This window comes from Cycloclasticus sp., from assembly GCA_040743155.1.
In the GTDB taxonomy this organism is placed as follows: Bacteria; Pseudomonadota; Gammaproteobacteria; order Methylococcales; family Cycloclasticaceae; genus Cycloclasticus.
Genome location: JBFLJU010000001.1, coordinates 1,054,808 through 1,081,357, shown reverse-complemented (window position 1 = coordinate 1,081,357; position 26,550 = coordinate 1,054,808). Strand labels below are relative to the sequence as shown.

The 26,550-nt window shown below is 43.8% G+C and carries 24 protein-coding genes; 18 read left to right on the top strand and 6 right to left on the bottom strand.

What is annotated here, in order from left to right:
• The first annotated feature begins 38 nt into the window (after nucleotides 1-38).
• From AB1Y31_05200 to AB1Y31_05150, 11 genes are all read left to right on the top strand, one after another.
• Nucleotides 39-1,238: an acyl-CoA dehydrogenase family protein gene (locus tag AB1Y31_05200; GenBank protein ID MEW4982560.1), complete on the top strand. Its 1,200-nt coding sequence runs from the start codon at nucleotides 39-41 to the stop codon at nucleotides 1,236-1,238.
• A gap of 17 nt (nucleotides 1,239-1,255) precedes the next feature.
• Nucleotides 1,256-2,386 (top strand): acyl-CoA dehydrogenase, encoded by a 1,131-nt coding sequence (locus AB1Y31_05195; protein ID MEW4982559.1) that lies wholly within the window; start codon nucleotides 1,256-1,258, stop codon nucleotides 2,384-2,386.
• A 15-nt stretch (nucleotides 2,387-2,401) separates the two neighbouring features.
• Nucleotides 2,402-3,424 carry an MBL fold metallo-hydrolase gene (locus AB1Y31_05190; GenBank protein MEW4982558.1) on the top strand — a complete coding sequence of 341 codons (1,023 nt, stop codon included), beginning with the start codon at nucleotides 2,402-2,404 and terminating at the stop codon, nucleotides 3,422-3,424.
• A gap of 41 nt (nucleotides 3,425-3,465) precedes the next feature.
• The gene (locus AB1Y31_05185; protein MEW4982557.1) at nucleotides 3,466-3,864 is read left to right on the top strand and encodes a MaoC family dehydratase; all 399 of its coding nucleotides are present in this window, start codon (nucleotides 3,466-3,468) and stop codon (nucleotides 3,862-3,864) included.
• Entirely contained in the window at nucleotides 3,861-4,295 is a 435-nt protein-coding gene (locus AB1Y31_05180; GenBank protein ID MEW4982556.1) for a MaoC family dehydratase, read from the top strand. The genes AB1Y31_05185 and AB1Y31_05180 overlap by 4 nt, the downstream gene beginning before the upstream one ends.
• Before the next feature lie 3 nt (nucleotides 4,296-4,298).
• The gene (locus AB1Y31_05175) at nucleotides 4,299-5,687 is read left to right on the top strand and encodes an AMP-binding protein (GenBank protein ID MEW4982555.1); all 1,389 of its coding nucleotides are present in this window, start codon (nucleotides 4,299-4,301) and stop codon (nucleotides 5,685-5,687) included.
• A gap of 11 nt (nucleotides 5,688-5,698) precedes the next feature.
• A complete protein-coding gene (locus AB1Y31_05170; protein MEW4982554.1) occupies nucleotides 5,699-7,309 on the top strand; it encodes a carboxyl transferase domain-containing protein in 1,611 nt (536 codons plus the stop codon).
• Complete coding sequence (locus tag AB1Y31_05165) at nucleotides 7,306-9,297, top strand: biotin carboxylase N-terminal domain-containing protein (protein MEW4982553.1); 1,992 nt, start codon at nucleotides 7,306-7,308, stop codon at nucleotides 9,295-9,297. The genes AB1Y31_05170 and AB1Y31_05165 overlap by 4 nt, the downstream gene beginning before the upstream one ends.
• Nucleotides 9,251-10,465, top strand: coding sequence for a thiolase (locus AB1Y31_05160; protein MEW4982552.1), 1,215 nt, complete (start codon nucleotides 9,251-9,253; stop codon nucleotides 10,463-10,465). The genes AB1Y31_05165 and AB1Y31_05160 overlap by 47 nt, the downstream gene beginning before the upstream one ends.
• Nucleotides 10,462-10,881: a Zn-ribbon domain-containing OB-fold protein gene (locus tag AB1Y31_05155; GenBank protein MEW4982551.1), complete on the top strand. Its 420-nt coding sequence runs from the start codon at nucleotides 10,462-10,464 to the stop codon at nucleotides 10,879-10,881. Before AB1Y31_05160 ends, AB1Y31_05155 begins: the two co-directional genes overlap by 4 nt.
• Before the next feature lie 64 nt (nucleotides 10,882-10,945).
• On the top strand, nucleotides 10,946-11,725 hold the full coding sequence (locus tag AB1Y31_05150; GenBank protein ID MEW4982550.1) for a citryl-CoA lyase: 780 nt from the start codon (nucleotides 10,946-10,948) through the stop codon (nucleotides 11,723-11,725).
• A 20-nt stretch (nucleotides 11,726-11,745) separates the two neighbouring features.
• Here the strand turns inward: AB1Y31_05150 and AB1Y31_05145 are convergent, their stop codons facing one another.
• From AB1Y31_05145 to AB1Y31_05125, 5 genes are read right to left on the bottom strand one after another with little or no spacing between them, the layout of a single operon-like run.
• A complete protein-coding gene (locus tag AB1Y31_05145; GenBank protein ID MEW4982549.1) occupies nucleotides 11,746-12,912 on the bottom strand; it encodes an acyl-CoA dehydrogenase family protein in 1,167 nt (388 codons plus the stop codon).
• Between the two features lie 29 nt (nucleotides 12,913-12,941).
• Nucleotides 12,942-13,403: an NAD(P)H-dependent oxidoreductase gene (locus AB1Y31_05140; protein ID MEW4982548.1), complete on the bottom strand. Its 462-nt coding sequence runs from the start codon at nucleotides 13,401-13,403 to the stop codon at nucleotides 12,942-12,944.
• An 11-nt stretch (nucleotides 13,404-13,414) separates the two neighbouring features.
• Entirely contained in the window at nucleotides 13,415-14,608 is a 1,194-nt protein-coding gene (locus tag AB1Y31_05135) for a CoA transferase (GenBank protein MEW4982547.1), read from the bottom strand.
• Nucleotides 14,609-15,760 carry a thiolase gene (locus AB1Y31_05130; GenBank protein ID MEW4982546.1) on the bottom strand — a complete coding sequence of 384 codons (1,152 nt, stop codon included), beginning with the start codon at nucleotides 15,758-15,760 and terminating at the stop codon, nucleotides 14,609-14,611. It lies immediately after the preceding gene.
• Between the two features lie 3 nt (nucleotides 15,761-15,763).
• Entirely contained in the window at nucleotides 15,764-16,162 is a 399-nt protein-coding gene (locus tag AB1Y31_05125; protein MEW4982545.1) for an OB-fold domain-containing protein, read from the bottom strand.
• A gap of 71 nt (nucleotides 16,163-16,233) precedes the next feature.
• Between AB1Y31_05125 and AB1Y31_05120 the strand changes: the two genes are divergently transcribed.
• Together AB1Y31_05120 and AB1Y31_05115 are read left to right on the top strand one after the other, a co-directional pair.
• Nucleotides 16,234-17,448, top strand: coding sequence for an NADH:flavin oxidoreductase/NADH oxidase (locus AB1Y31_05120; protein MEW4982544.1), 1,215 nt, complete (start codon nucleotides 16,234-16,236; stop codon nucleotides 17,446-17,448).
• Between the two features lie 10 nt (nucleotides 17,449-17,458).
• Nucleotides 17,459-17,911 carry a PaaI family thioesterase gene (locus AB1Y31_05115; protein ID MEW4982543.1) on the top strand — a complete coding sequence of 151 codons (453 nt, stop codon included), beginning with the start codon at nucleotides 17,459-17,461 and terminating at the stop codon, nucleotides 17,909-17,911.
• 88 nt (nucleotides 17,912-17,999) lie between these two features.
• Here AB1Y31_05115 and AB1Y31_05110 read toward each other — a convergent pair whose 3' ends face one another.
• Nucleotides 18,000-20,675 carry an Rne/Rng family ribonuclease gene (locus AB1Y31_05110; GenBank protein MEW4982542.1) on the bottom strand — a complete coding sequence of 892 codons (2,676 nt, stop codon included), beginning with the start codon at nucleotides 20,673-20,675 and terminating at the stop codon, nucleotides 18,000-18,002.
• A 497-nt stretch (nucleotides 20,676-21,172) separates the two neighbouring features.
• On the opposite strand from AB1Y31_05110, the gene AB1Y31_05105 reads away from it, so the two are divergent.
• From AB1Y31_05105 to AB1Y31_05085, 5 genes are all read left to right on the top strand, one after another.
• Nucleotides 21,173-22,111, top strand: a complete 939-nt coding sequence (locus AB1Y31_05105) for an RluA family pseudouridine synthase (protein ID MEW4982541.1) — start codon at nucleotides 21,173-21,175, stop codon at nucleotides 22,109-22,111.
• Entirely contained in the window at nucleotides 22,108-22,749 is a 642-nt protein-coding gene (locus tag AB1Y31_05100) for an HAD-IA family hydrolase (protein ID MEW4982540.1), read from the top strand. The genes AB1Y31_05105 and AB1Y31_05100 overlap by 4 nt, the downstream gene beginning before the upstream one ends.
• Before the next feature lie 260 nt (nucleotides 22,750-23,009).
• Nucleotides 23,010-23,981, top strand: a complete 972-nt coding sequence (locus tag AB1Y31_05095; protein ID MEW4982539.1) for a S49 family peptidase — start codon at nucleotides 23,010-23,012, stop codon at nucleotides 23,979-23,981.
• 383 nt (nucleotides 23,982-24,364) lie between these two features.
• Nucleotides 24,365-25,045, top strand: coding sequence for a response regulator transcription factor (locus AB1Y31_05090; protein MEW4982538.1), 681 nt, complete (start codon nucleotides 24,365-24,367; stop codon nucleotides 25,043-25,045).
• Between the two features lie 17 nt (nucleotides 25,046-25,062).
• Nucleotides 25,063-26,421, top strand: coding sequence for an ATP-binding protein (locus AB1Y31_05085; protein ID MEW4982537.1), 1,359 nt, complete (start codon nucleotides 25,063-25,065; stop codon nucleotides 26,419-26,421).
• The last annotated feature ends 129 nt before the right edge of the window (nucleotides 26,422-26,550 follow it).

Below are 26,550 nucleotides of genomic sequence, written 5' to 3'. Positions count from 1 at the left end.
GACTTAAAAAGAAACTTAAAGTTATAAAGGAGTAACTCATGGATTTAAATTATAGTCCCGAAGAAAAAGCCTTCCAATTGGAAGTACGTGACTTTCTTAAGGAAAATTACCCAAAAGATATACAACAAAAAGTGGCTAAAGGTATAGCGCTAAAAAAGGATGATTATGTTCGTTGGCAAAAAATACTGGCTAACAAAGATGGTTGGGTTGCGCCAGGTTGGCCTGCTGAATATGGCGGCCCAGGTTGGACACCAGTACAAAAATATATTTTTGATGAGGAATGTGGTGCAGCAAATTGCCTACGAACAGTCGCCTTTGGTTTAGTGATGTTAGCGCCGGTGCTAATGAAATTTGGCACCGTTGAACAACGAGAAAAATATTTAGGCGATATATTAAACAGTGATGTCTGGTGGTGCCAAGGCTATTCAGAACCTAATGCTGGTTCGGACCTAGCCTCTTTGCAAACAAAAGCCGAGAGAAATGGGGACCACTACATTGTTAATGGTTCGAAAACGTGGACGACACATGGTCATTACGCCGACATGATGTTCACACTCGTACGCACCAGCCAAGAAGATCGCAAACAAAAGGGCATTAGTTTCCTACTGATTGATATGACCTCACCAGGGGTCACAACAACACCGATTATTACCGTAGACGGTATGCATGTGGTTAATCAAATCTTTTTAGAAGACGTGAAAGTGCCAGTAGAAAACCTTGTCGGACAGGAAGGCGAAGGTTGGTCGATAGCAAAATCATTATTGATGCATGAACGTACGTATATTGCACAAGTACCTCGTTCGAAGAAGCAAATAGTACGACTTAAAGAACTCGCTTCCAAAGAACGTTATAACGGCAAACCATTAATTGAAGACGCCAATTTCAAAGCGAAAATATCGGCTGTGGAAATCGAGCTAATGGCCTTGGAAATGACCAATATGAGGGTGTTATCTAAATTGTCGTCGGGTGATGCGCCGGGTGCAGAATCATCGCTGCTAAAAGTTAAAGGGACCGAAGTTCAGCAGGCCATTACAGCGTTATTAATGGAAGCAGTAGGTTATTTTGGAATGCCTTATGTAAAAGAGTCAATGACCGAAGGCTGGCAAGAAGCGCCGATTGGCCCAGAAGAAGCATCCGTACTCGCGCCGCATTATCTTGACTGGCGCAAATCGTCGATTTATGGCGGCTCAAATGAAATTCAAAAGAACATCATGGCGAAGGCCGTGTTGGGCTTTTAAAGGTAGGAGTTATTTAGATGAATTTAGAATTTACTGAAGAAATGGTTATGTTGCAAGACTCAGTCAATAAGTTTTTGCAAAATGAATATGATTTCGAAACACGTCAAGGGTTGAGTAAAACAGGCGTTGGTTATAGCGAAGAAAATTGGCAAAATTTTGCTGACATGGGCTTACTAGGCATTCCTTTTGAAGAGCAATACGGTGGCTTTGGTTTTGGCCAAACTGGTTTAATTGTTGTGATGGAGGCGATCGGTAAAGGTCTTGTCGTAGAACCGTATTTAGCCTCTGTGGTGTTGGGTGGTTTATTAATTCAACGAGCAGGCAATGAAGAGCAAAAAGAAGCCTTATTGCCTGAGCTTATCGGCGGCAATTTAAAATTAGCCTTCGCATACGTTGAGCGTCAATCGCGGTATAACTTGACTGATGTTGAATTTACAGCGGAAAAGAAAGGTCAAAAATACTGCCTATCAGGCTCAAAATCCGTGGTGTTTAACGCAGAAACCGCCGATAAAATAATTGTCTCTGCTAGAACCAGTGGCGACAATTTTACAGAAAGTGGTATTTCATTATTTATTGTTGATAAAAATGCAGCTGGCTTGAGCTCGCGTGATTACCAAACAGTTGATGGCTTGCGTGCTTCTGAATTGACATTTGATAATGTGATGGTTGATATGGACGCGCTTGTTGGTGATGTAGATGGCGCTTTTTCAGACATAGAATACGTGATTGATGCTGCATCAGCGGCCATTTGTGCCGAAGGCGTCGGGGTTGTTACTCAACTGCGTGAAAAAACAGTCGAATACCTTAAAACACGTAAACAGTTTGATCAGGCAATTGGTAACTTTCAAATACTTCAGCATCGCTGTGTGGATATGTTCATGACCGAAGAGCAGATGCGTTCGCTTACTTATCTTGCGGCTATCAAAGTAGCTGAGGGTGATGGCGCTGAGCGTACAAAAAGTGTGTCGGCTGCAAAAGTTTATTTGGGAGATGCACGTTCAATTGTTGGTGAACAAGCCGCACAGTTACACGGTGGTATTGGTGTTACCGATGAGTTAGATGTGGCGCATTATGTAAAACGGTTAACAATGATGAATGCCTTATTTGGCGATCGTGATTATCATCTACAGCGCTTCAGTCAAGCCTAAGCGGAATTTAAAGCCTTGAGTATAAATAAGCTGCAATACACGATTCCTACTAAACCTGAGTTTGGTGTACCGATGAAGGTAGACGAGGGTGTTTTCTTATTGAAGATGCCCATACCATACGCCTTGGACCATATAAACCTTTGGCTATTACGCGATGGTGACGGTTGGACTATTGTTGATTCTGGGTTTCATTGTGAAGAGGCGGTAACCATTTGGGAGGCCGTATTAACTGGTTTTTGTAACGATGAACCTATCCAAAAAATAGTGATCACCCATTTTCACCCTGATCACGTGGGTATGGCCCAGTGGTTGGCGCATAAAACAAACTCGACTATTTACATGAGTCAGATCGAGTTTTTAACGACGCAGATGGCGTGCCAGACTTATTCAAGCCAGCAAAAAGCGGTACGTTGTCAGTACTTTTCACGCTTTGGCTTAGCTCAAGCAGAGGTCAATAAATTACAAGATAGAATTGGTGGTTATGTCACGGGCGTGCCCGAGGCACCAATTTCATATCAACGCTTAATCGATGGAGAGTCGCTTTCAATTAATGATGAAGCATGGCATTTGTTGCAATTTAGTGGGCACAGTCCTGGTCATATTTGCCTAAATAACCGTCAGCGCAAGTTATTAATATCGGGTGACCAAGTACTGGCTAATATTTCGCCCAATGTTAGCGTTAATTTTTATGAAGCAGAGGCGAATCCACTAGCTGATTATTTAGCGAGTCTAAGTAGTTTATCAACCTTACATAACGAAACAATAGTGTTGCCGTCGCATGGTCGGGTCTTTAAGGGGCTGCAAGAACGCACAAGAACACTCAAAGAAGGGCACCATAAATCGTTAGATCAATTAAGAGACTTTTGCCAACAAACCAAGTCAGGTCTTGAGGTGATAGAAGAGCTGTATGGCAATCGTTTGAGTTTATTTAACCTATCGCTGGCGACTGGCGAAGCAATGGCCCATTTGAATTACTTGATTGCCATCGGTGATATATCCCGAAGCGGCGACGATGTTTACCAATATAAAACTAATTAACTAGAGATTTTACGATGAGCGATTATGTGAAATACAGCAGCATGTCGGAAGGGGATGATTTTCTTGATCCGGTGCCTTCTTTTGAGGTGACTCAGGAGCGCGTAGAGAAATACATTAAATCTACCAATGACGGAACGAAACAACTCACAGTAAAGGATTCGCAGGGTAATACAGTAGCACCACCTATGTTGGCCGCGGTGTATGTGATTGACGCATTACGTACACGGGTGGGTCCCCCCGGCGGCATTCACGCCAAGCAACAGTTCAAGTTCCACCGACCAGCTTATATTGGTGAAACACTATTCACTTCGGCACAGGTTCTTAAACTATATGAGCGTAAAGGCCGGAATTACGTAGAAATGACAACCACGACACGTAATCAAGAAGGAGAATTGATCACCAGCGGAATGATCACGCGAATATGGGGGAAAGAAGCATGACACAGTTACAGGCATATGAAGGCTATTCGGTTGGCGATCAACTAGACGAAATTGTTCAGTCGGTAGACCAAAGCATGATTAATGCGTACGCCGATGCCTCAGGCGATATTAATCCGCTACATATAGATACAGAATTTGCAAAAACCACTTTTTTTGGCCGCACCATTGCACATGGCTTGCTGACACTGGCATTTGTGTCACGTGTTTTATCAGTATGGAATTGGCAAGGTTGGGCCTACGGAGGGGACCTAAACGTTTCTTTTTTGGGGCCGGTTTATCCGGGAGACACTGTTCGTGTTTCAGGCGAAATTGATCTGATAGAAAAAAGAGAAGACGGTGTTTATGCACGATGCAAAATCGTTTGTCATTGCGATGATAGAACGGTGGTTAAAGGCTTTGCTATTTGCAAAATCTCGCCCAAGGAAACATAAATAATGTACAGACGAGAGCGCGCCATAAGTAAAAAGGGGGAGGCCTGCTATCACCCTATTGAAGTTAGTTCATCAGCGGATATTATTGATCTGCAGGAAAAAAAGCTACGACAGCAAATGGCTTATTTATCAAAAAACTCTGTCTTTTACCAACAGAAGTTTAGCGCAGCAGGTATTGAATTTGCTGATATCAAAACGCTAAAAGATTTGGCGACAGTACCGTTCACTGTAAAACAAGATTTACGCGACAGCCTACAAGCTGAGCCACCATTTGGCTTACACCGTGCGGCATCAATGGCCGATATTATTCAAATGCAAGCATCATCGGGCACCACCGGTAACCCGGCTTATGTGGCATTAACCGAAAGCGATGTTGAGATGTGGAATGAACTCAGCGCACGTGGTTTTTATGCCTGTGGTATCAACCCGGGGGATTTTGTATTGCATGGATTCTCTATGAGCAAGGGTTTTGTTGGCGGCGTGCCTTGCTTGCAAGCTATTCAATACATGGGCGCTATTGATGTGCCTATTGGTGCAGATGGCGGCGTGGATCGACTTCTACGTGCTTGTGCCGATACCAAGCCGCGCGTGCTAATTGGTGCACCTAACTTTTTATTGCACGTCGCCTCTATGGCGAAAGATATCTTAGGCATATCAGCCGATCAATTAGGTGTTGAACAGCTAGTAGTTGGCGGTGAACCTGGTGGTGGCATTCCTGCCATTCGTGAAGCACTAGAGCAAGCTTGGGGTGCAAAAGTATGTGAAATGATGGGTGGCACCGATTTGGGCGTTATCTATTGGGGCGAGTGCGCGGAGCAAGATGGTATGCACATGCTTTGCCAAGACCACATCATTGTTGAGCTTATTAACCCTGATACGAATGAAGTAATCGCTTTTGAAAAAGGGGTGACAGGTGAGTTGGTCTATACCGCGATAGGGCGTGAAGCATCGCCCGTTGTACGCTTTAAAAGCGGTGACCATATTATTGTGACAGATACTGAGTGTGGCTGTGGTCGCACCGGCCCTAAAATACGTTGCTTTGGCCGAACTGACGATATGCTAATTGTGCGTGGCATCAATGTTTTCCCTTCGGCGATACAAGACTTAGTGCTTCAGTTGCAACCTGAAACAAACGGCGTGATGCGTGTATTTGCTGATTTTGAAGGTCACACCACACAACGTAATCTCAAAGTCATTGTTGAGCGAGGAGCTGAGAGGGCCAAAGATGACGATGGTGCGCTTGTAAAACAGATAGAAACAACCATCAAGAATGCTTTGTCGTTCAAGGCCCAGGTATTGATAGTTGATGCGAATAGTTTTGATAAACCGGGGGTTGCAAAAGTAGCGCTTACGTTACGAGAGCAGCCTGAGTTTTTAACCCTTAATACCTAAGAGCATTAAACATGTCCATTTTAAAGAGTACCGTTAACACCCAATCGGAAAGCTTTATGGCTAACCGAGATTTTTATCTGGAGCGAATAAAAGACCTACAAGAACGTCGCCACCGCGCACACCTTGGCGGCCCAGAAAAAGCAAAGCTTAGGCACACAGAGCATCGAGAACAAATATTACCGCGTGATCGTATTAGCCTGATTTTAGACCCCGGCTCACCCTTCTTTGAACTGGGTGAATTAGCGGGCGATAACTTGCCAGAAGGCACCGCCATCGGCGCAAGTTTGATTACGGGTGTTGGGCTGATTAATAATCGCCAATGCATGATTATAGTGAATGATGCGACGGTCAAAGGTGGCACGTATTACCCCATGACCTGTAAGAAGCATGTGCGAGCACAAACGTTTGCGATTCAGCATCGCTTGCCGTGTATCACGATGGTTCAAAGTGGCGGTGCTTTTTTACCAGAGCAAGAAGGTATTTTTCCTGACGAAGGAATGTTCGGTAGTATTTTTGTTAACCAAATTGAAATGTCGGGCCAAGGAATTCCTCAAATCTCAATTGTTATGGGCTCTTCAACTGCTGGTGGCGCATACATTCCAGCATTGTGCGATGAAATTGTCATCGTTCGAGGCAAAGGCTTTATGTATTTAGGCGGCCCGCAATTAGTTGAAGCCGCTACAGGCGAGCAGGTCGGTCATGAAGAATTAGGCGGTGCTGAAATGCATTGCCGTGACAGTGGTGTTACAGATCATATCGCTGAAGACGATGCGCATGGCCTAAGTATCGTTCGAGATATTGTACGCAATTTAGGGAACCTACCGACACAACGTTGGGATGTTGCCAAGTCCGTAGAGCCGCTGTATCCGATTGAAGAAATATACGGCATCATCAATAAAGACACAAAAATTCCAACGGCAAATAGAGAAATACTGGCACGCTTGATTGACGGCAGTAATTTTGATGAATTTAAAACCAATTACGGTAACACCTTAATGTGCGGCTTTGCCAAAATCCATGGTTTTGAAATTGGAATTTTGGCCAATGATGGCGTGATGTTTAGCGAATCTGCGAAGAAGGGGGCACACTTTATTAACTTATGTTGCCAGCGTGATATCCCCTTGTTATTCATTGCCGATGTGCCTGGATTTATGGTCGGTGAACATGCTGAACGAGGTGGCATTGCTAAAGACGGTGCAAAATTTATTACTGCGATGAGTTCGGCTAAAGTACCTAAATACACCTTAATCACAGGTGGTTCTTACGGCGCGGGTTATTTAGCCATGTGTGGGCGACCTTTTAAACCCAATGCAATGTTAGCTTGGCCATCTGGGCGCTCAGGCATTATGGGGCCAGAGCAAGTGGCAAACACCTTGGCAACTGTTCGCGAGGATATTCTTAAACGAGAAGGAAAAAGCTGGACTGAAGAAGAACGGGAGACGTTTAAAGCGCCTCATCGTAAACGTTTTGAAGACTCCGAAGGTGCTTATAACTTTGCCTCTAATTTGTGGTATGACGCGGTTATTGACCCCGTTGAGACACGCGAAGCTTTAGCCTTATTGCTAGATTTAGCTGGACGTTCTCCCAAAATAGAAACTAACTTTGGGGTATTTAGACAATGATAAAACGAATTTTAATCGCCAACCGCGGCGAAATTGCTTGCCGTATTGCACGAACCTGTAAAAAATTGGGTATAGATGCAGTCGCTGTTTACTCTGCCGCTGATAAGAATAGCCGCCATGTTAGAGAAATTGGCCACGCCATCTCATTGGGTGGTGCGCTCGCTTCAGAGAGTTATTTAAATATAAATAAGGTGATCGACGCCGCCAAACAGTCAGGTTGTGATGCGATTCACCCCGGCTATGGTTTCTTATCAGAAAACCCATATTTTGCGGATGCGGTTGAACAAGCAGGTCTGGTTTTTATTGGCCCACGAGCAGACAGTTTGCGTCGTTTTGGTGATAAGTCGGCCGCAAAGAAAGAAGCAATAAATGCGGACGTTACGGTTATTCCCGGTAGTGATGGAAAACTGAATGATCCCAAAATAATTGCTGATTTAGTTAAAAGCATGCGTTTGCCAGTGATGTTAAAAGCTGCCGCGGGGGGCGGTGGAAAGGGCATGCGTGTATTGAATGACCTAGATAATTTAGAAACAAACATTAATGCAGCGATGAGTGAAGCATTACGTTCTTTTGCGGATGATTCATTAATCGTCGAGCAATGCATTAATAATGCACGGCACGTTGAAGTTCAAATTGCGGGTGATGGCGAGGGCAATGTAGTACACCTATATGAGCGCGAGTGCTCCTTACAAAGACGACATCAAAAAGTTGTTGAGGAAGCGCCAGCGGTATTTCTAAGTGATACTTTACGAGAATCATTATTGTCAGCAGCGTGTCGCCTTGGACGAAATATTCAATACCGAGGTTTAGGCACGGTTGAGTTTTTAGTATTAGGTGATGAGCATTATTTTCTAGAGGTAAACCCAAGACTGCAAGTTGAGCACCCAGTGACTGAAAGTATTACTGGGCTAGATTTAGTTGAGTTGCAAATTAGCATTGCTAATGGAAATGGATTTGGTTTTGAACAGCAAGATATTCAAGTCAAAGGCCATGCGATTGAAGTTCGTTTGTATGCAGAATCGCCAATACAAAACTTTATGCCGTCAACAGGAACGCTCGAGCTGATTAAATTTCCGGAAAATCAACTCAGGATTGAATCGGGGGTTGATAGTGGTGATGAAGTGTCATCTTATTATGACCCGATGATTGCAAAGTTAATTGCTGAAGGTGAAACACGTGTTCAGGCACTTGATCGCTTAGAACAAGGTCTTGGTGACACAATGATTTTCGGTCTTGATAATAATCGACGATTTTTGCAACAACTGGTGTCCGATAAGGATGTGCGCGCCGATAAGATTGACACCGGCACACTGGATCGTTGGTTGGTGGATTATAACGAAGATATTGATAATGAGACTGCACAAAGGCAAGCGGCAATAGCGGCTGCATTATGGATGCTTCAGCACCGTGATAATGGGTCTACAAACCCTTGGAAAAGAACCGATTTATTTAGCCAGTGGTCACTCAATTCACCGATAGATACACCTGTTTCTACGATCAGTTTATTACAGGCTGAGAACGAGTGGAAAATTGCCTTTTTATCGATAAATTCAAATAACGAAATATCGTTAAAGGTTAATGAGCAGCTGTATTCTTTATCCTTAAACGGGTTTTCTGAAGCCGGTTACTTGGTTGAACTCAATAATGTACGTATGCCAGTTCATGTTATCGCAACTGAAGAATCTGTCCACGTTCAGACCTTATCTCAGCAAATAAGCTTTGAGGTGAAACCCGTAGTGAGTGATAAAGGCGGCGAATCTGAAGGGCATGATAGCGTGATAGCACCTATGATGGGTGAAATCATCAAAGTGCACGTTAGCGAAGGCGACAGTGTGGAGGCTGGGCAATTATTAATTGTGATGGAGTCTATGAAAATGCAGCTACAAATTGCCGCAATACACGCAGGCGTTGTGAGTGGGATTCATTGTAAAGCTGGAGATAATGTCGCACGCGGCGCAATCGTTGTGGATGTCGATGCGCACGAATAGGTCATTGCGTGGCAAGGTCGCCATTGTTGGAATAGGGCAGTCGCCTTCTGGTCGCGTACCGGGCAGAAGTCCATTAGATTTAACGGCGGATGCAACTTTAAAAGCGCTCGCCGACGCGGGTATGGATAAATCTGAAATAGATGGCGTCTTAACCGGTAATGCATTTGCTTCGTCGTTCCACCGTTTTAGTATTGCGCTCAGTGAATATTTGAATATACAACCGAGCTATTCAAATACATTGCAAGTGTCTGGTGCAACAGCTGGCGCAGCGATTAATACGGCAGCAGCGGCGATTCACGCAGGTCTCGCGGATACGGTGTTAGTGGCATGTGGTGATAGTCTACTAACCGGCATGACGCCTGATATGGCTATTCGAGCCATGACAGAAAGCCGCGATCAACAATACGAAATGCCATTTGGTATTCCGGTTGCTAATACCTTTGCGATGACCGCGCAGCGGCATATGAAAGAGTATGGCACGACATCCGAGCAATTTGCACAGGTGGCGGTAACATTTCGAGAACACGCTCGTCGAACACCGGGAGCTCAAAAAATCGATCCGATAACAATTGATGATGTGCTTAACTCTAAGATGGTTACCACGCCCTATCATAAATTAGATTGCTCGCTTATTTCAGATGGCGCGGCGGCGTTGATATTAACCTCGGCTGAAAGGGCGCGGGACTATACAAACGAGCCTATTTACATTTTAGGCGGTGGTGAGTATTACAGCCACGAGCACATATTTCTGATGCCTAATTTGACCCAAACAGGTGCCGTGCAATCTGCTCAAAAAGCTTACGATATGGCAGGCATCTCGGCTAACGATATAGACGTCGCCGGTATTTATGATTGCTTTACGGGCACCGTCATTATGATGTTAGAAGACCTCGGCTTTTGTAAAAAAGGTGAGGGTGGAGCTTTTGTAGAATCTGGCCAGATAACGTATGGCGGGGAAATTCCAACGAATACACATGGTGGAATGTTGTCGTATGCTCATCCGGGTATTCCAGCTGCTTGGTTTCACTTTATTGAAGTGGTGCGGCAACTACGTGGTAGCTGTGGCGAACGACAAGTAGGCGGCGCCGAACATGGCTTAGTGCATACACTAGGGGCAGGGTTTTCAACACAAGCAACCACTATATTAGGCACAGAGAGCACGTTATGAACAGCCAAGCAATAGAAAAACCATTACCTATTGCAGACGGCGATAGCGAGGCATTTTGGGAAGGCTTAAAAACGGGTAAGTTGTTGTTACAGCATTGCTGCGAATGTGACCACGTGCAATATTACCAGCAACGAATTTGCCGCCAATGTCAGTCAGAAAATCTACAACATCGTGCCGCTAGCGGGCGCGGCACTATTCATTCGTATAGCGTTGTGCATCGTGCGCCAGGTCCAGCTTTTAAGCTGGATGTACCTTACGCCGTTCTTCTTATCGATTTAGAAGAAGGCCCGCGAATGATTAGTTCCTTAGTCGGTAAGGATTTTGATGCGCTGAATTTTGATATTCCAGTCAAACTTAAAACGGTGCAAATCGCGGATGATAGCTATCTGCCTTGCTTTGAGTTGGTCACTGAATAATTAACCTCTTTCATGTTTTTTATTAAAATGTGAGCGAAGGACGACGCTAAATAAGGAGTTTCTAATGGCTAAAAAACTATCACCAGAAACTAAAATTTCGACAACCAACGAACAACAAATTTTGGTACGAAATAAGGATCTCGTTCATGAGCTGATAGGCAAGGTCAGTTTTACAGAGATGTTTTTTTTACACCTAATGCAGCGCATGCCTAGCGAGGGCGAAATAACGGTCTTTGACTCGGTATTGGTCACTCTTATGGAACATGGTTTAACGCCGAGTGCTATTGCGACTCGATTGACCATTATGGCCGCACCTGAGTCCGTGCAGGGAGCTATATCGGCAGGCTTGCAAGGCATTGGTAGCGGTTTGGTGGGTACCATGGAGGGGATGGCCAAAAACTTACAAGAAATCATAAAGGCAGAAGAGGGCGTTGATGCCGCGTGTATACGTATTGCCCAAGATTTTAAGGATTCAGGTCAAGCGATACCGGGGTTTGGTCACCCGTTCCATAAACCAGATGACCCACGAACGCCTCGGCTGTTTGATATAGCCCGTGGTGCAGGTGTAGAAGGACGCTATATTGACGTGGTAAACACCTTGTCTGAGGCGGTAGATAACATCTATGGAAAGCACCTGACTATCAATGCAACGGGCGCAATTGCGGTGGTGTTATCTGAAATAGACGTCCCTTGGGACGTTATGCGTGGTATCGCCGTTGTAACCCGTAGTGCTGGTTTATTGGGTCATATTCGCGAAGAAAGAGAACACCCAATCGCACCGTTTATCTACTCTCATATTGAAGCCACAGTACCTTATGCCGGAGAGCGACAGTTAGACGAGTAGCTAGCTTAGGCGATGCCTTACTAGTAAGACTTGGCTAAGCCCAACACTTTTTCTGCTATGTAGCACAAAGCGAGCTGCGGGCTAACAGGCGCGATTCGCGGTACCATTGACTCTCGTAAGTAGCGCTCTACGTGATATTCCTTCGCATAGCCAAATCCGCCGTGTGTCATAACGGCAGTTTCGCAGGCGTGAAAGCCCGCTTCCCCCGCCAGATACTTTGCAGCATTTGCCGCTGCACCACAAGACAGTTTATTATCGTATTGCCAAGCAGCAGACATAACCATAAGCCATGCCGCTTCAAGCTCAGCCCAGCAGATAGCTAAGGGGTGTTGAATTCCTTGGTTTTGGCCTATTGAGCGATTAAAAACGACGCGTTCATTTGCATAACTGGTTGCTTTTTTAAGTGCTACCCTGCCTAAGCCAACCGCTTCTCCAGCAATTAATACGCGCTCAGGGTTCATGCCATGGAGGATATACTCGAAGCCTTTTCCTTCTTCGCCAATACGGTCTTCAACGGGTATTTCTAAGCCATCGATGAAAAGCTCATTAGAATCAACGGCCTTGCGGCCCATTTTTTCAATTTCATGAACGCTTATTTTTTCGCGGTCAAAGTCGGTATAAAAAAGACTCAAGCCATGCGTTGGCTTTTTAACGTCTTCTAATGAGGTGGTTCTGGCTAGTAAAAGAATTTTGTCGGCAACTTGCGCGGTGGATATCCAAACCTTTTGACCATTGACAATATAACGGTCGCCTTGGCGTACGGCTAAAGTTTTAAGTTGCGTGGTATTTAATCCAGTGTTCGGTTCGGTCACCGCAAAACAGGCTTTTTCTCGTCCTTCTGCCATTGGCCGTAACATACGTTGTTTTTGCTTTTCTGTTGCAAACACAACTACTGGGTTTAAGCCGAAAATGTTGATATGGACGGCTGAAGCGCCTGACATTCCTGCGCCACTTTCAGCGATGGTGCTAGCCATAATGGCGGCTTCGGTAATGCCTAAACCAGAACCGCCGTAGGCTTCAGGGATGCAAATACCCATCCAACCACCAGCGGCCATGGCGTCATAAAAATCATGAGGGAAGCCACCTTGTTGATCGCGCTTTAACCAGTAATTGTCATCAAAGGGTTCACATATTTTTTGTATGGAATCTCGGATGGCTTGTTGTTCGTCGGTATAGGAAAACTTCATTGGTTTATGCGTATCAACACGAGGCGAAATTAAATAATGCCTGCTTCTAAACTGGCGGCCATAAACAGACCTAACTCCTCAGCTTGGTCAATAAACTCTTCTTGAAAGTCACCCCGACAAATAAGCGGTTCTTGTACAATCTTCCAGCGTAATCCTGTCAAAATTGACTCAAGAGCACGTCTCGTGCCGGTGCCATCGTTACCCGCACGAATTAAAATAGCACACGGCATTGCTTCTGTTTTATCAATGCAGGGGTAGTAATTCCGATCAAAAAAATCTTTTAAGGCACCACTCATATAGCCTAAATTTTCTGGCGTTCCTAAAATTAAAGCATCGGCCTTGAATACATCCTCAGCAACGGCTTCTAAGGCTGGTACGAAAGATGCCTCAACACCTTTTATTTCATTATTCCTTGCTCCTTTTAGAACAGCATCAATCATACGTTGTATGTTGGGCGAGGGTGCGTGAGCAATAATGAGTAAATGTTTCAATTTATATTCAACTATTTACGAGGAGTATCTAATGTTATTTGCATCTCTTTAAACTGTTGTATTTCTTCTGAAGTGTAACCAGCATCTTGCAAAATTTCAGTGTTATTTTCACCGTACTGGGGTGGGCGGCATACAAATGCGCCGGGGGTGCGTGATAGTTTGATGGGAATCCCCGTGCCTTTGTAGCCATCCGATTCGATGACCATGTCACGTGCTATGGTTTGCGGGTGTCGTAAAGCATCTTCAACGGTTTGAACAGCGCCCGCGGGGATGCCTTTCTTCATTAATTGCTCGGTCATCGCTTTTCCATCTCTGTCCGCTAGCTTCTCTACAAGTATGGCGCGAAGTTCAGCTCTATTTTTTGCGCGGTTCGCATTAATGGTAAAGCGTGGGTCTGTAGCAATGTCAGGGCAGCCTAGTTCTTTACATAAAGCCGCAAACTGGCGATCATTACCTATGCCTAGAAATAGCATGCCGTTGGCGGTAGGGAACAGGTCATATGGTGTGATATTTGGATGAGCACTACCCAAGCGCTTTTGTGGTTTATCATCTAAAAACCAGTTTGCCGCTTGAGGGTGGATTAAGCTAACAGCGGTATCATACAAACTAACTTCTATTGATTGTCCAAGGCCTGATTTTTCGCGCTCGTATAGAGCGAGTAACACGGCAATGACAGAGTTCATACCGGTGGTCAAATCAACGATTGGCACACCAATTCGAACCGGTGGCCGATCTGAATCTCCGTTGATGCTCATTAAGCCGGATGTTGCTTGAGCAACGGCGTCATAACCTGGAAAGCCAGCGTATGGACCGTTACTGCCAAACCCTGTCACACGGCAATGGATTAAGCGTGGAAACTTTTTCTGTAAAACGTCTTTAAAACCAATACCCCATTTTTCGAGGGTGCCGACTTTGAAGTTCTCTACCAATACATCGGCCTTTTCTAGCAGGCGAAACAAAATGTCATGCGCCTCAGTTTGGCGCATATCTAAAGCAATGCACTTTTTATTTCGATTTACACCGTCATAGTAAGCACTACCACGTTCGTGATAAGGAGGGCCCCAGCCGCGTGTTTCATCACCAGCGGGGGGTTCAACTTTTATAATTTCTGCACCGTGATCGCCGAGGATTTGGGTGCACAATGGACCACCTAAAACGCGCGATAAATCGACAACTTTAATACCATCTAATGAAGATTTATTCATTTATAAAACAGCCTCTGTTCCTAAAATAGTTGTTACTTGGCTTGATAGTACACCACCATTACCGTTAACGAGGGCAACTTCTGGATTTTCTACTTGTCGAGCGCCACAGTCGCCTCGTAACTGTTGAATCGCTTCAATCAATATAAAGATGCCATACATACCAGGGTGGACACACGATAGTCCTCCACCATTGGTGTTGACCGGTAAACTACCACCCGGTGCGATATTACCATTTTCGACAAAAGCACCGCCTTCGCCTTTCGCACAGAACCCCAAGTCTTCAAGAAAAAGAATAGTGTTAATGGTGAAAGCATCGTAAAGCTCCACCACATCAACATCGTCTTTAGTTAACCCTGCCATCGCAAAGGCACGCTTGCCGGCATCAACAGCCGCGGTGGTTGTTAGGTCGGGCATTTGTGTTATTTGGCGATGCCAATGAGCAGTGCCAGTACCTAAGACATAAACAGGTTTATTTGGAAAATCTTTAGCGCGTTCGCTAGAGACCATAATAACTGCGCCACCCCCGTCGGTTACCAAACAACAATCAAGCAATGACAAAGGATCACTGATCATTCTTGAATTTAAGACATCTTGGCGTGTTAAATCATCGCGTGCAAAGGCGGCTGGGTTCAATTGTGCCCATTGGCGGGCAGCCACTGCAACGTCTGCCATTTGTTCGCGTGTCGTACCGTACTGATGCATGTGGCGAGCCGCAGCGAGTGCGTACGAACTTATAGGGTAACGTGGTTTGTAGGGTGCTTCGTATATCTGCTGTTCAGACATGGTCGCTAACTTACCGCCGGCGGTACGTTGGTTACTGCCGTAACAGATCAAGGCGACCTCGCACTGGCCTGTTTTAATGGCCATGGCTGCATTTAATGTGTGGGCAACAAACGAGGAGCCACCGACCATACTGCCATCTGAAAAGCGCGGTTTTATGCCTAAATACTCAGCGGTGCTGAGAGTTGGCATAAAATGATATGAGGAACCGGTAAAAAGGCCATCCACATCAGATAGTTTTAAACCAGCGTCGTCCAATGCGTTGTGAGTCGCTTCGGCTAAAATATCTAGGGGCATTCTGCCATGTGCTTCACCGCAGCCTGCTAAACCAACGCCTACGATCGCGGAAGAACCTCTTAATTCATGCGACATATTTTAAACTCCCTGTGCTGGTGTGAAAACGATGAAAGGCGCGTCTTCATCTTTGTTAATGACGGCGGTGACTTGATCACCAATTTTTACATCTAATGAATCAATTCCTTCGACACGACTCATTAAGCGAGGGCCTTCTGCAAGCGTAACATGGCACACGTTATAGTTGCCGCCACGCTCGGGTTTACGTCGAATGGTTGTTGTTGAATAAACTTCGCCTCTTCCAGAGACTGGTTGCCACTCTAGATTGAAGCTACCGCAATGAGGGCAGACAACACGCGGGAAGAAATGAAATTCATGGCAGTCTTGACATTTTGGTAATGAAAAAACGTCGTTCTTTAAAAAATCGCTATAGATCTGATCGGGTCCTGGACCACTAAACTTTTCATTCGTAGCGCTCATTTACATTCACTCCTGTAGTCAAATATGGTGATAATTAGGTTTAAAATTTGTGTAAAATTCTAACAGTTGTTATGTTACATATCCACAAAGATTTCAAGAGTATTGCATTGATGAAAAAGCCGCCGTTTATTTTTAGACCCATTAAGTTTCGCGGGCTTGAACTGCCTAATCGAATAATGATTTCGCCTATGTGTACCTACCAAGCCAGCACAGATGGCAAGGCGGTTGATATGCATTTTGCACACTATGCGCAGTTTTCACTGGGTGGCGCTGGTTTGGTTATGCTCGAAGCGACGGCCGTGCAGGAAAAAGGTCGAATAAGTGCGTGGGATTTAGGTCTTTGGAGTGATGAACAGATCCCCCCACTAAAACGGATTATTGACTTCACCCAACGGCAAAGTACTAAGGTAGGCATCCAATTAGCGCATGCTGGCTTAAAAGCATCGACAAAAACGCCTTGGAATGGCAGCGGCTACCTTGATGAACGGGATGAAAAAAATGGTGCTGCTGCTTGGCAAGTGGTTGGCCCAAACTCAAGCCATGAGCTAAAAATAGATGACGGTTCGGTATCGAAAGCGCTGACCGTTACAGAAATTAAAGAGATCGTGAACGACTGGGGTAGAGCCGCCGCTCGTGCCGATGAAGCTGGGTTCGATGTGATTGAAATTCACGGCGCACACGGCTACCTAATCAGTGAGTTTTTATCGCCTCTCTCCAATCTACGTAATGATGAATACGGTGGTGACTTTACCGGTAGGACGCGTTTAGCACGAGAAGTAGCTGATGTGGTGAGAAAGAATTGGCCTGATGATAAACCGTTATTTTTTAGATTATCTGTCATTGATGGAGTTGATGTGGGTTGGTCAATAGAAGATTCTGTGAAATTGGCGAAGCAATTAGAAGCGATAGGTGTTGATTTAATAGACTGTTCAAGTGGCGGCTTTAAGGTTGAGCGGGATAGGGCGTTACCTAGAACGCTTGGGTTTCAAGTACACCTTGCGTCAGCCATAAAAACGAGAGCAAAGATAGCTGTTGCCGCCGTTGGGTTAATAACGCAGGCCTCTCAAGCAGAAAATATATTACAGTCAGGTGAGGCCGATTTGATTGCCATTGGACGGACGGCATTAAACAACCCTTATTGGCCGAGACATGTTGCTGAGTTTTTTGATTATGATGAAAAATTTGAGCAATGGCCGGAACAATATGGATGGTGGTTGTTTCGTTGGGCAACATCATTGAAAAAATTAAAGGGCGCTTGGCCCTTAAGTAACCTGTTTAACCGTTGAGAGGAAGGATATGAAAAGTTCATCAATACAAGAAAAAATGCGACCGAATGAATGCTTTGGTTGCGGTCATGATAACCCTTATGGACTACAGATCGAGAGTCATTGGGAAGGTGATGAGGTTGTGTGTAAGTGGACACCCAAAGACTATATGATTGGCCCGCCCAACTATTTGTATGGTGGGATTTCAGCGAGTTTAATTGATTGTCATTCCGTTAATACCGCTTTGTCGCATGCTCATAAACAGGCCGGAAACCATGATAAATATGATCGAAGCATACAGATGGTTACCGGCTCAATGAATCTTCGATACGTTAAACCGGTTCCAATGGCTGAAGTTGAATTACGTGCAATTGTAGAAAAAGTCGAGGGTAGGAAGTACTTTATTAAAACAAGGTTACAAAGCTCAGGAGTAACCTGTGTAGAAGGTGAGGTACTAGCGATACAGCTTAAAGAGGCTAAGTAAATACCGCTAATTATTACACCACGCCTTAATTTCTTAATGGCAATAAAAACCCCAGCATTTGCTGGGGTTTTTATTGATGGAAGGCCTGTTAACTGTCTTTGCTAGATGTGTCTTTTACAGTATTACTGGGCTTTGGTTGAACAGCTACACTGTCGTTTGAAACCACCTTTTTAGTTTGTATGTCTGCTTGTGGTTTTTGAACAGGCTTATCTTTTGCAACCGATGACGTATCGTTTGATGTCGTTTCACTTGCTTTTCGTGCGCCCGTTGACGTACGCCTTCTTCGGCGTCTTGGGTGACGAGAAGAACTTTTAACGGCATCTGAGCTATCCGCAGCTGCTGGTTTAGCTTCTACAGGCTTAGCTTGCACTGGTTTAGCTTCTACAGGTTTGGCTTGCACTGGTTTAGCTTGCACTGGTTTAGCTTCTACAGGTTTGGCTTGCACTGGTTTAGCTTGCACTGGTTTAGCTTCTACAGGTTTGGCTTGCACTGGTTTAGCTTCTACAGGTTTAGCTTCTACAGGTTTAGCTTCTACAGGTTTAGCTTCTACAGGTTTAGCTTCTACAGGTTTAGCTTCTACAGGTTTGGCTTCTACAGGTTTAGCTTGCACTGGTTTAGCTTCTACAGGTTTAGCTTCTACAGGTTTAGCTTCTACAGGTTTAGCTTCTACAGGTTTAGCTTCTACAGGTTTAGCTTCTACAGGTTTAGCTTCTACAGGTTTAGCTTCTACAGGTTTGGCTTCTACAGGTTTGGCTTGCACTGGTTTAGCTTCTACAGGCTTGTTAGCGCCAGCATTTGGGTTTGAAGAGCGGTTGCTTGGCCTGCGACGTCTTCTAGGTTTTGATGGTTTCTCACTACCCTCTGGCTTAGCTTGTTCAGGCTTGGCATTTAACTTTTCTTTGTTGGTATCGCTCTTCGGAGATTGAGATTGGTTCGGATTTCTTTTATCTTGATCTTTATTGCTTTTATTGCGGTTTCTATTGCGATTTCTATTTCTGTTTTCGTTAGGTTTGTTGCTACGCTGTTGAGCGCCGCGCTGCTTATTTCTATTCGTACTAGCTGGTTTGGTCTCTTCTGTCTTCGGCGTTTCTTTTTCTGTCGTAGGAATCATTTTGCTAAATAAGCGCTTAAAGAAACCATCGCCATTGGACTGTTCTTGTGGAGCAGGGCGTTGTGTGGGCGGCATGACATTTTTTACAGCAGCTGCTTGTTCAGCAGCAGGCTCACGTTGATATGGCTTGGTTTCACGCGTATTTTGATTTTGCACGCGCTCATGGCTTGCAGGGGCATCCGCTTTTACTTCTTTGGTGCGAACCCGCTCAATTTCATAATGAGGGGTTTCGAGGTGCTTATCAGGAACGATAATCAATGACACTTTATGTGTTTCTTCAATTTGCTCGACTTCCGAACGTTTTTCGTTGAGAACAAAGGTGGCGCAATCGATAGGCACGTGAACAATAACGCGTGCTGTATGCTCTTTCATGGCTTCTTCTTCCAAGATGCGAATAATGGATAGAGAAAGCGACTCAACGCTACGAATGGTACCTTGTCCATGACAACGTGGGCAAACAGGTAGACTTGACTCTGTTAGGGATGAGTGGATCCGTTGACGCGACATTTCTAATAAGCCAAAGCGTGAAATTCTGCTAAATTGGATTCGTGCTCTGTCATGTTTCATCGCTTCTTTAATGCGCGTTTCGACCATCCGTTGATTTTTAGTAGGGCCCATATCAATGAAGTCGATAACGAACAAGCCACCCATATCACGAATGCGCAGTTGCCTAGCAATTTCATCGGCTGCTTCAAGGTTGATATTTAACGCGGTTGTTTCAAAGTCAGCACCTTTTGTTGCGCGTGCTGAGTTAATATCGATGGAGGTAAGCGCTTCTGTAGGGTCAATAACAATTGACCCGCCTGAAGGCAGAGGGACTTCACGACCGTAAGCAGTTTCAATTTGGCTTTCAATTTGGTAACGCGTAAACAAGGGGGCTGTATCTTCATACAATTTAACGCGTGATAAATATTGCGGCATGATTTGTTGCATAAAATCATGTGCTAAATTGAAAGATGCTTCGCTATCTATCAAAACTTCATCGATATCTGCACGCAGGTAATCTCGGATAGAACGAATAACAAAGTTACTTTCCTGAAAGATTAAGTAAGGTGCTTTGCGGTCTTCAGATGCTCGACTAATGGCCTCCCACAAATGTGTTAGGTAATTTAGATCCCATTGCAATTCTTCAACTGATTTACCAACGCCAGCAGTGCGTACGATAAGCCCGATGGACTCAGGTATTTCAAGCTGATCAAGGACTTCACGTAAAGCGGTTCTGTTGTCGCCATCAATTCGACGAGAAATGCCGCCCGCGCCAGGGTTATTTGGCATGAGTACTAAATAGCTACCGGCTAAACTGATTTGTGTCGTTAGGGCCGCGCCTTTGTTGCCGCGTTCTTCTTTTTCCACTTGAACAACAATTTCCTGACCTTCTTTAATCAGGTTTTTGTCTTTAATGTCTTGCGTATCTAAGCCAATTGCTCGGCCGGTGATTTCTTTGAAGGGAAGGAAACCGTGGCGTTCTGAACCGTAGTCAACAAAAACAGCTTCTAAGCTACGTTCTACACGGGTGATAATACCTTTATAAACATTGGATTTCTTCTGCTCTCTAGCAGGGACCTCAATATCAAGGTCATATAGTTTTTGTCCATCGACAAGTGCAACTCGTAGCTCTTCGGTATGAGTTGCGTTGATTAACATTCTTTTCATTTAGTTCTTTTCCTGATGCCACCTGGCACACAGAAATAATAGGGTTGTGAGAATGGTAGAATATATTCATTTCTTGGTTATGTATTTTTAAATTTTATTTTAGTTGTTTAAAAATAGTTGGTTTCTCACCAGATCAGACATTAAAGCTTAAATTTGTTTTATGATTAGCTTGTTTGCAATGTCCGTATTAAATTCCTGTGGTTGCGGGGCAATTAAAAATCGCTCATCATGGGTTGAGCAAATAAAACCCGTTTGAATGCCCGTTTTTAACGGATACATTCAGATTCTGTTTTAAAGCTGAGCGAAGCGGATTTCCACTTCAGCGAAACTTATCCCTCATTGGGGTAATCATTAAACAATCAATTAGCCTTACTAATAAACAATCGTTATTATGATGACAGTGTTTAATGTTCCTTATTGAAGGCACATTAAACTTTTTCGACTATAGCAAGTTAAGCCAGTAACATCAATAAGATAAGCAGTAAAGTTAAAATTTTATGAAAACAGAGTCACACGATCAAGTTCGATTTATTGAAGTAGATGAAAATTCAGTAGGACAGCGCTTAGATAACTTTTTAATGACGCAATTAAAAGGCGTCCCTAAAAGCCATATTTACAAAATTATTCGCCGTGGTGAAGTGCGAATTAACAAGGGGCGTGCTAAAAACATCTATCGATTAAAGTTAAGCGACTTAGTAAGGATACCGCCGGTTAAAACTGCGGAAAGAAACACATCAGCACCAGCAAAATGGATGATTAATAGCCTTGAGAAACGTATTCTCTTTGAGGATGACGATTTATTAGTGCTAAATAAACCTTCTGGAATAGCTGTGCATGGTGGCACTGCCAATAGCCATGGTGTTATTGAAGCCTTACGATTTTTGCGTCCAGATGAGCGTTATCTAGAGCTGGTTCATCGTTTAGATAAAGCGACTTCTGGTTGCTTACTGATCGCCAAAAATAGAAAAATGTTGAATGGACTGCAAACCTTACTGAGAAATAGAAAGGTTAAAAAAACCTATACCGCGTTACTTTGTGGTGTTATTCATCAACAATCGGTTAGAGTCAATGCACCTTTGGAGAAACGTACGCTAGAAAGCGGAGAGCATAGGGTTCGCGTTCACCCAGAGGGTAAAAAGTCTGAAACAGTGTTTGAGCGACTGACGCAGTATAAAAATGCTACATTGGTATCAGCATCACCTAAAACAGGTCGCACCCACCAAATAAGGGTTCACGCAAAGCACCTCGGGCACCCGATAGCAGGGGATGAGCGTTATTCGACGCCGTCGCAATATAAACAGTATCGGGAGCATGGCTTAAAAAGGCTTTTTTTACACGCCAGTAAGCTTAACTTTACGCACCCTCTGAACGATAAGCAGGTTAATTTTGAAGCGCCCTTGGATGCTGACCTTGAGGTTTTTTTAAAACACTTATGATTGCTGATTACGATTTAATTGTTTTTGATTGGGATGGAACGCTTGTCGATTCTATTGATTGGATTGTTGAGTGCATACAAGATGTCGCAGACGGTCAGAGTTTAACTAAACCATCAAAACAGGCTTGTAAAGATGTTATTGGCTTAAGTCTATCGAAAGCGATGTTGCAGCTTTTTCCAGATATTTCGGATGAAGACAAGGCCGCTATGGTTGCATCATATCGGACGAGCTATGTGGCGAAAGGCATTTCAAAAAATGATTTGTTTCTAGATGCATTGCCTGTACTGGACGCGTTAAAAAAAATGAATAAAACGTTAGCGATTGCGACAGGGAAAGGGCAGGCCGGGCTGGATAGGGGGCTTGATGGCACAGGGGTTCGCGACTATTTTGAGCACCTTAGGTGTGCAGACAATATGCAGTCTAAACCTAGTCCGCACATGCTTTTTGATATTATGAAAGAAAGCCAAGTGGAGCCAGAGAAAATATTAATGATTGGTGATTCAACGCTTGACCTGATCATGGCAAAAAACGCCGGTGTAGCAAGCATTGGCGTGACAACAGGTGCGCATTCATTAGAAACGCTTAATGAGCACGCCAGCATTGGGTGTATTAGTAGGTTAAGCGAATTACTTTCTTAAAGCGTATCTAAAAATAGAGCCGATTGGCTTAGGTTGTGGTTTAAAAAAAGCGCGTTATTTTTGCTCACTTAACCGATGTTTCGGATTAAAAAGGCAGCCAAGGTTACAGATAGGTTTTAAGTTGGTTCGTCATTTTTTCTCTTTCAAGACACTTCACTGCAGATAATCGATTGTTTTTGAGTATAATTAAGCCCTACTATTAAGCAAGGTTGAAGCCCAACTTCTAATTGTTAACGTTCGTTTAAACTTTCGGTGCACATATGTCTTTATTTAGTAAAAAAGTCCCAACCCAAAATAATGAGCAGTGGGAACGCTCTGTACTTGAAAAAGTAGCCCTAGCATCGGTAGTCGAACAACGACGAGCACGTCGTTGGAGTATCTTTTTTAAACTATTTTTCTTCGCATATATTGTTGTTATTAGTACTTTGGTTATGTCTCCACTTAAGGATGGTGCAGTAATGTCTAAAGGTGCACATACCGCAGTCATCGACGTAAAAGGCGTTATTGTTTCTGGTGGTGAAGCGGACGCTAACAGTATTATCGAGAGTTTAAATAACGCCATTAAAGATCCCAATACCAAGGGCATTATTTTGCGCGTAAACTCACCCGGTGGTAGCCCCGTACAGTCTAGTTATGTTTATAAAGCGATTCGGGAAGTAAAGAAAAATAACCCAGACATACCTGTGTACGCCGTGGTTGAAGATTTATGTGCCTCAGGCGGTTATTTCATTGCTTCAGCAGCGGATAAAATATTTGTTAACGAATCCAGCATTGTTGGTTCCATAGGTGTGGTGATGAATGGTTTTGGGTTTACCGATGCAATGAAAACGCTAGGTGTTGAACGTAGATTATATACGGCAGGCGAACACAAAGGGTTTCTAGACCCGTTTTCAGATGTAAACCCAAGTGAGCGCGCGCACGTACAAAGTATGCTGAATGATATTCATCTTGAATTTACTCAAGCGGTTAAAAATGGTCGTGGTGAGCGTTTAACAGATAACCCGGATTTATTCAGCGGCTTAGTGTGGGCTGGCTCAGAAAGCATTCGATTAGGCCTGACCGATGCCATCGGCAATGTTCAATCGGTTGCCAAAAATGAAATTGGTGAAGAAAAAATAGTCGATTTCACTGCACAGCAACCGTTCATAGAAAGACTCGCTAAAAGCATGGGCGTTGCAATGGCGGAGTTTACCGCTAAGCTATCAAATATGAGCAATAGGCCGCTATTTTAGGCGCTGGATCGTTTGTATTATTCAGTCAAAATTCATGTGAGATGGGTTAACTTATTATAAATATCATGATGATGCCGCGAACCGCTATGTACCATATAAAAACACTCTTTTTTGTAATCCTTTTTAACCTTGTTTTTTCAATACCCAGTTTGGCCTGCGATACGCGCATTATTTTGGCAGAAGTGGATACTATAAGCTTAGATCAAGCTGTTAATAGGATAAAAAAGAACAGTAAAGGGAAAGTGCTGGGCGCGAAAACAGTCATGATAGATGGTCGGCCAATTCATGTGATTAAAGTTCTGACTAAAAGTGGCCGTGTTAAAAGGGTTCGTGTTCCAACTAGGCCGAGTAAACATTAACGAATAGACGGGAAAAGGTTTGTTATGCGAGTACTTGTTGTCGAAGATGACCAAGCGTTACAAAAGCAGCTGGTTAACAACTTAACTAAAAAAGGTTACGCCGTTGATGCCACGGATAATGGTGCAGATGCGCTTTACTTTGGTACGGAATACCCAGTTGATGTTGCGATTATTGATCTAGGTTTGCCCGATATGTCCGGTATGGATGTTATCAAGCGGCTCCGTGCTAAAGATATTAACTTCCCAATCCTCATCTTAACGGCTCGAACACGTTGGGAAGAAAAAGTAGAAGGGCTTGAGGCAGGCGCCGATGATTATTTAGTTAAGCCGTTTCACACAGAAGAGTTATTGGCGCGTATGAATGCCCTGATACGCCGTTCTGTTGGAGTTGCCACGCCGCAGCTTGTCTGTGGTGCTATAAGATTAGACACAAATGCACAACAGGTGTTAGTGGATAGTGTGCCAGTTGAATTAACGGCATATGAATATAAAATGCTTGAATATATGATGCTGCATTCAGGCAGGGTTATTTCTAAAACGGAAATCACAGAGCATATCTATGATCAAGACTTTGATCGTGACAGTAATGTCATTGAGGTTTTTATTGGACGATTAAGGAAAAAATTAGACCCGAATGAGAAATACAAGCCTATTGAAACCCTACGAGGTAGAGGGTATCGTTTTTCTATACCCCTTAATAGCTAATAGTTTTTTATAGGTGAATGAAAAGTAGCATTCAATCCAGACTCGTTTTTTCTGCCAGTGTTGTTTTATTTTGCTTTTTAGGTTTAGCGGGATTTGTTTTAGACACGGCCTACCAAAAAGGTGCACAAAACGCATTAAACGACCGACTACAAATCCACCTTTATTCTATCCTTGCCACAGCGGAACTGAGCAAGAATAGTCGTCTTATGATGCCTTCAGGTCTTTCTGAGCCAAAGTTTTCACAGATTGACTCAGGTTTATACGCCTATATCTTTAATAATGATGGAACTGTCGTTTGGCGAAGTTCATCGTCAGCCGGTGAAAGCATAACACCTGTTAAAAACTTATCCCCCGGAGAAAAAACATTTCTAAACAATCGCTTAGATCAGGTCTCTAATGTTGAGCTTCACTATAAAGCGATTTTAGAAAGTCCGTTTGGTCAGTCCAGTGCGTTTGAATTTGTTGTTATAGAATCAACTCAGAGTGTTGATTCTCAAGTTGCGGGTTTTAGGTCTGTTTTATGGCAATGGCTCGGTGGCATCAGTTTATTATTAATCATTATTCAGTTTTGGATTATTAGAGTAAGCCTTCAACCTTTACGGCACATTGTGTCGGACCTTGAAAAAATTCAACAGGGCGATGCGCAACACCTTGCAAACCATTACAGCGAGGAATTGAAGGATATTGCCAATACGCTAAACAGGCTGATCGATAATGAGCGTACGCATTTAAAACGCTATAGAAATACGCTTGCAGATTTGGCGCATAGTTTAAAAACCCCATTATCTGTCTTAACGGGCTTATATGGGCAAAACAACTTGTCCACTGACGATATAAAAACACTAGAATCACAAACCCTGCAAATGCGCCAGTTGGTAGATTATCAGTTGCAAAAAGCAGCCGCTAAAGGGCACCAAACCTTAGCGGCACCTTTGCACGTTAAACCGGTTATTCAGCAAATAACAACATCGCTAGACAAAGTTTATCTCGAAAAACAGCTATCCATTGTTAGCAGTGTTGATGCAAGCATTAAATTTAATGCGGAAAAGGGCGATATGTTCGAGTTATTTGGGAATTTGTTAGATAACGCCTATAAATGGGCCAAATCATCGGTGAATATTAGCGTGCAAATACTTACTAACAAAGAAGGCGAAGCATTAGGCATACAAATCATCATTGAAGACGATGGGCCAGGTATTCCTCTGGATAAGCTTGATAGTGTATTGCAACGCGGTATTCGTGCTGATGAAACGACTAAAGGACATGGTATCGGTTTAGCGGTAGTAAACGAATTAGTGTCACTGTACAAAGGGACGCTTGAGTCCACTAGTAGCGATTTAGGTGGTCAGCGGTGGATTATTATCTTGCCTAAATAATGATCAGCTCTTTAGATGTAATAAACGCCAACATACCAAAATGAGCCAACAAATAGCTGGAATTAAGCAGGTTATTGGAATAATAGGTGAAGCATGCATAAGCAATAATTTACTGTAATAAAACAGCGC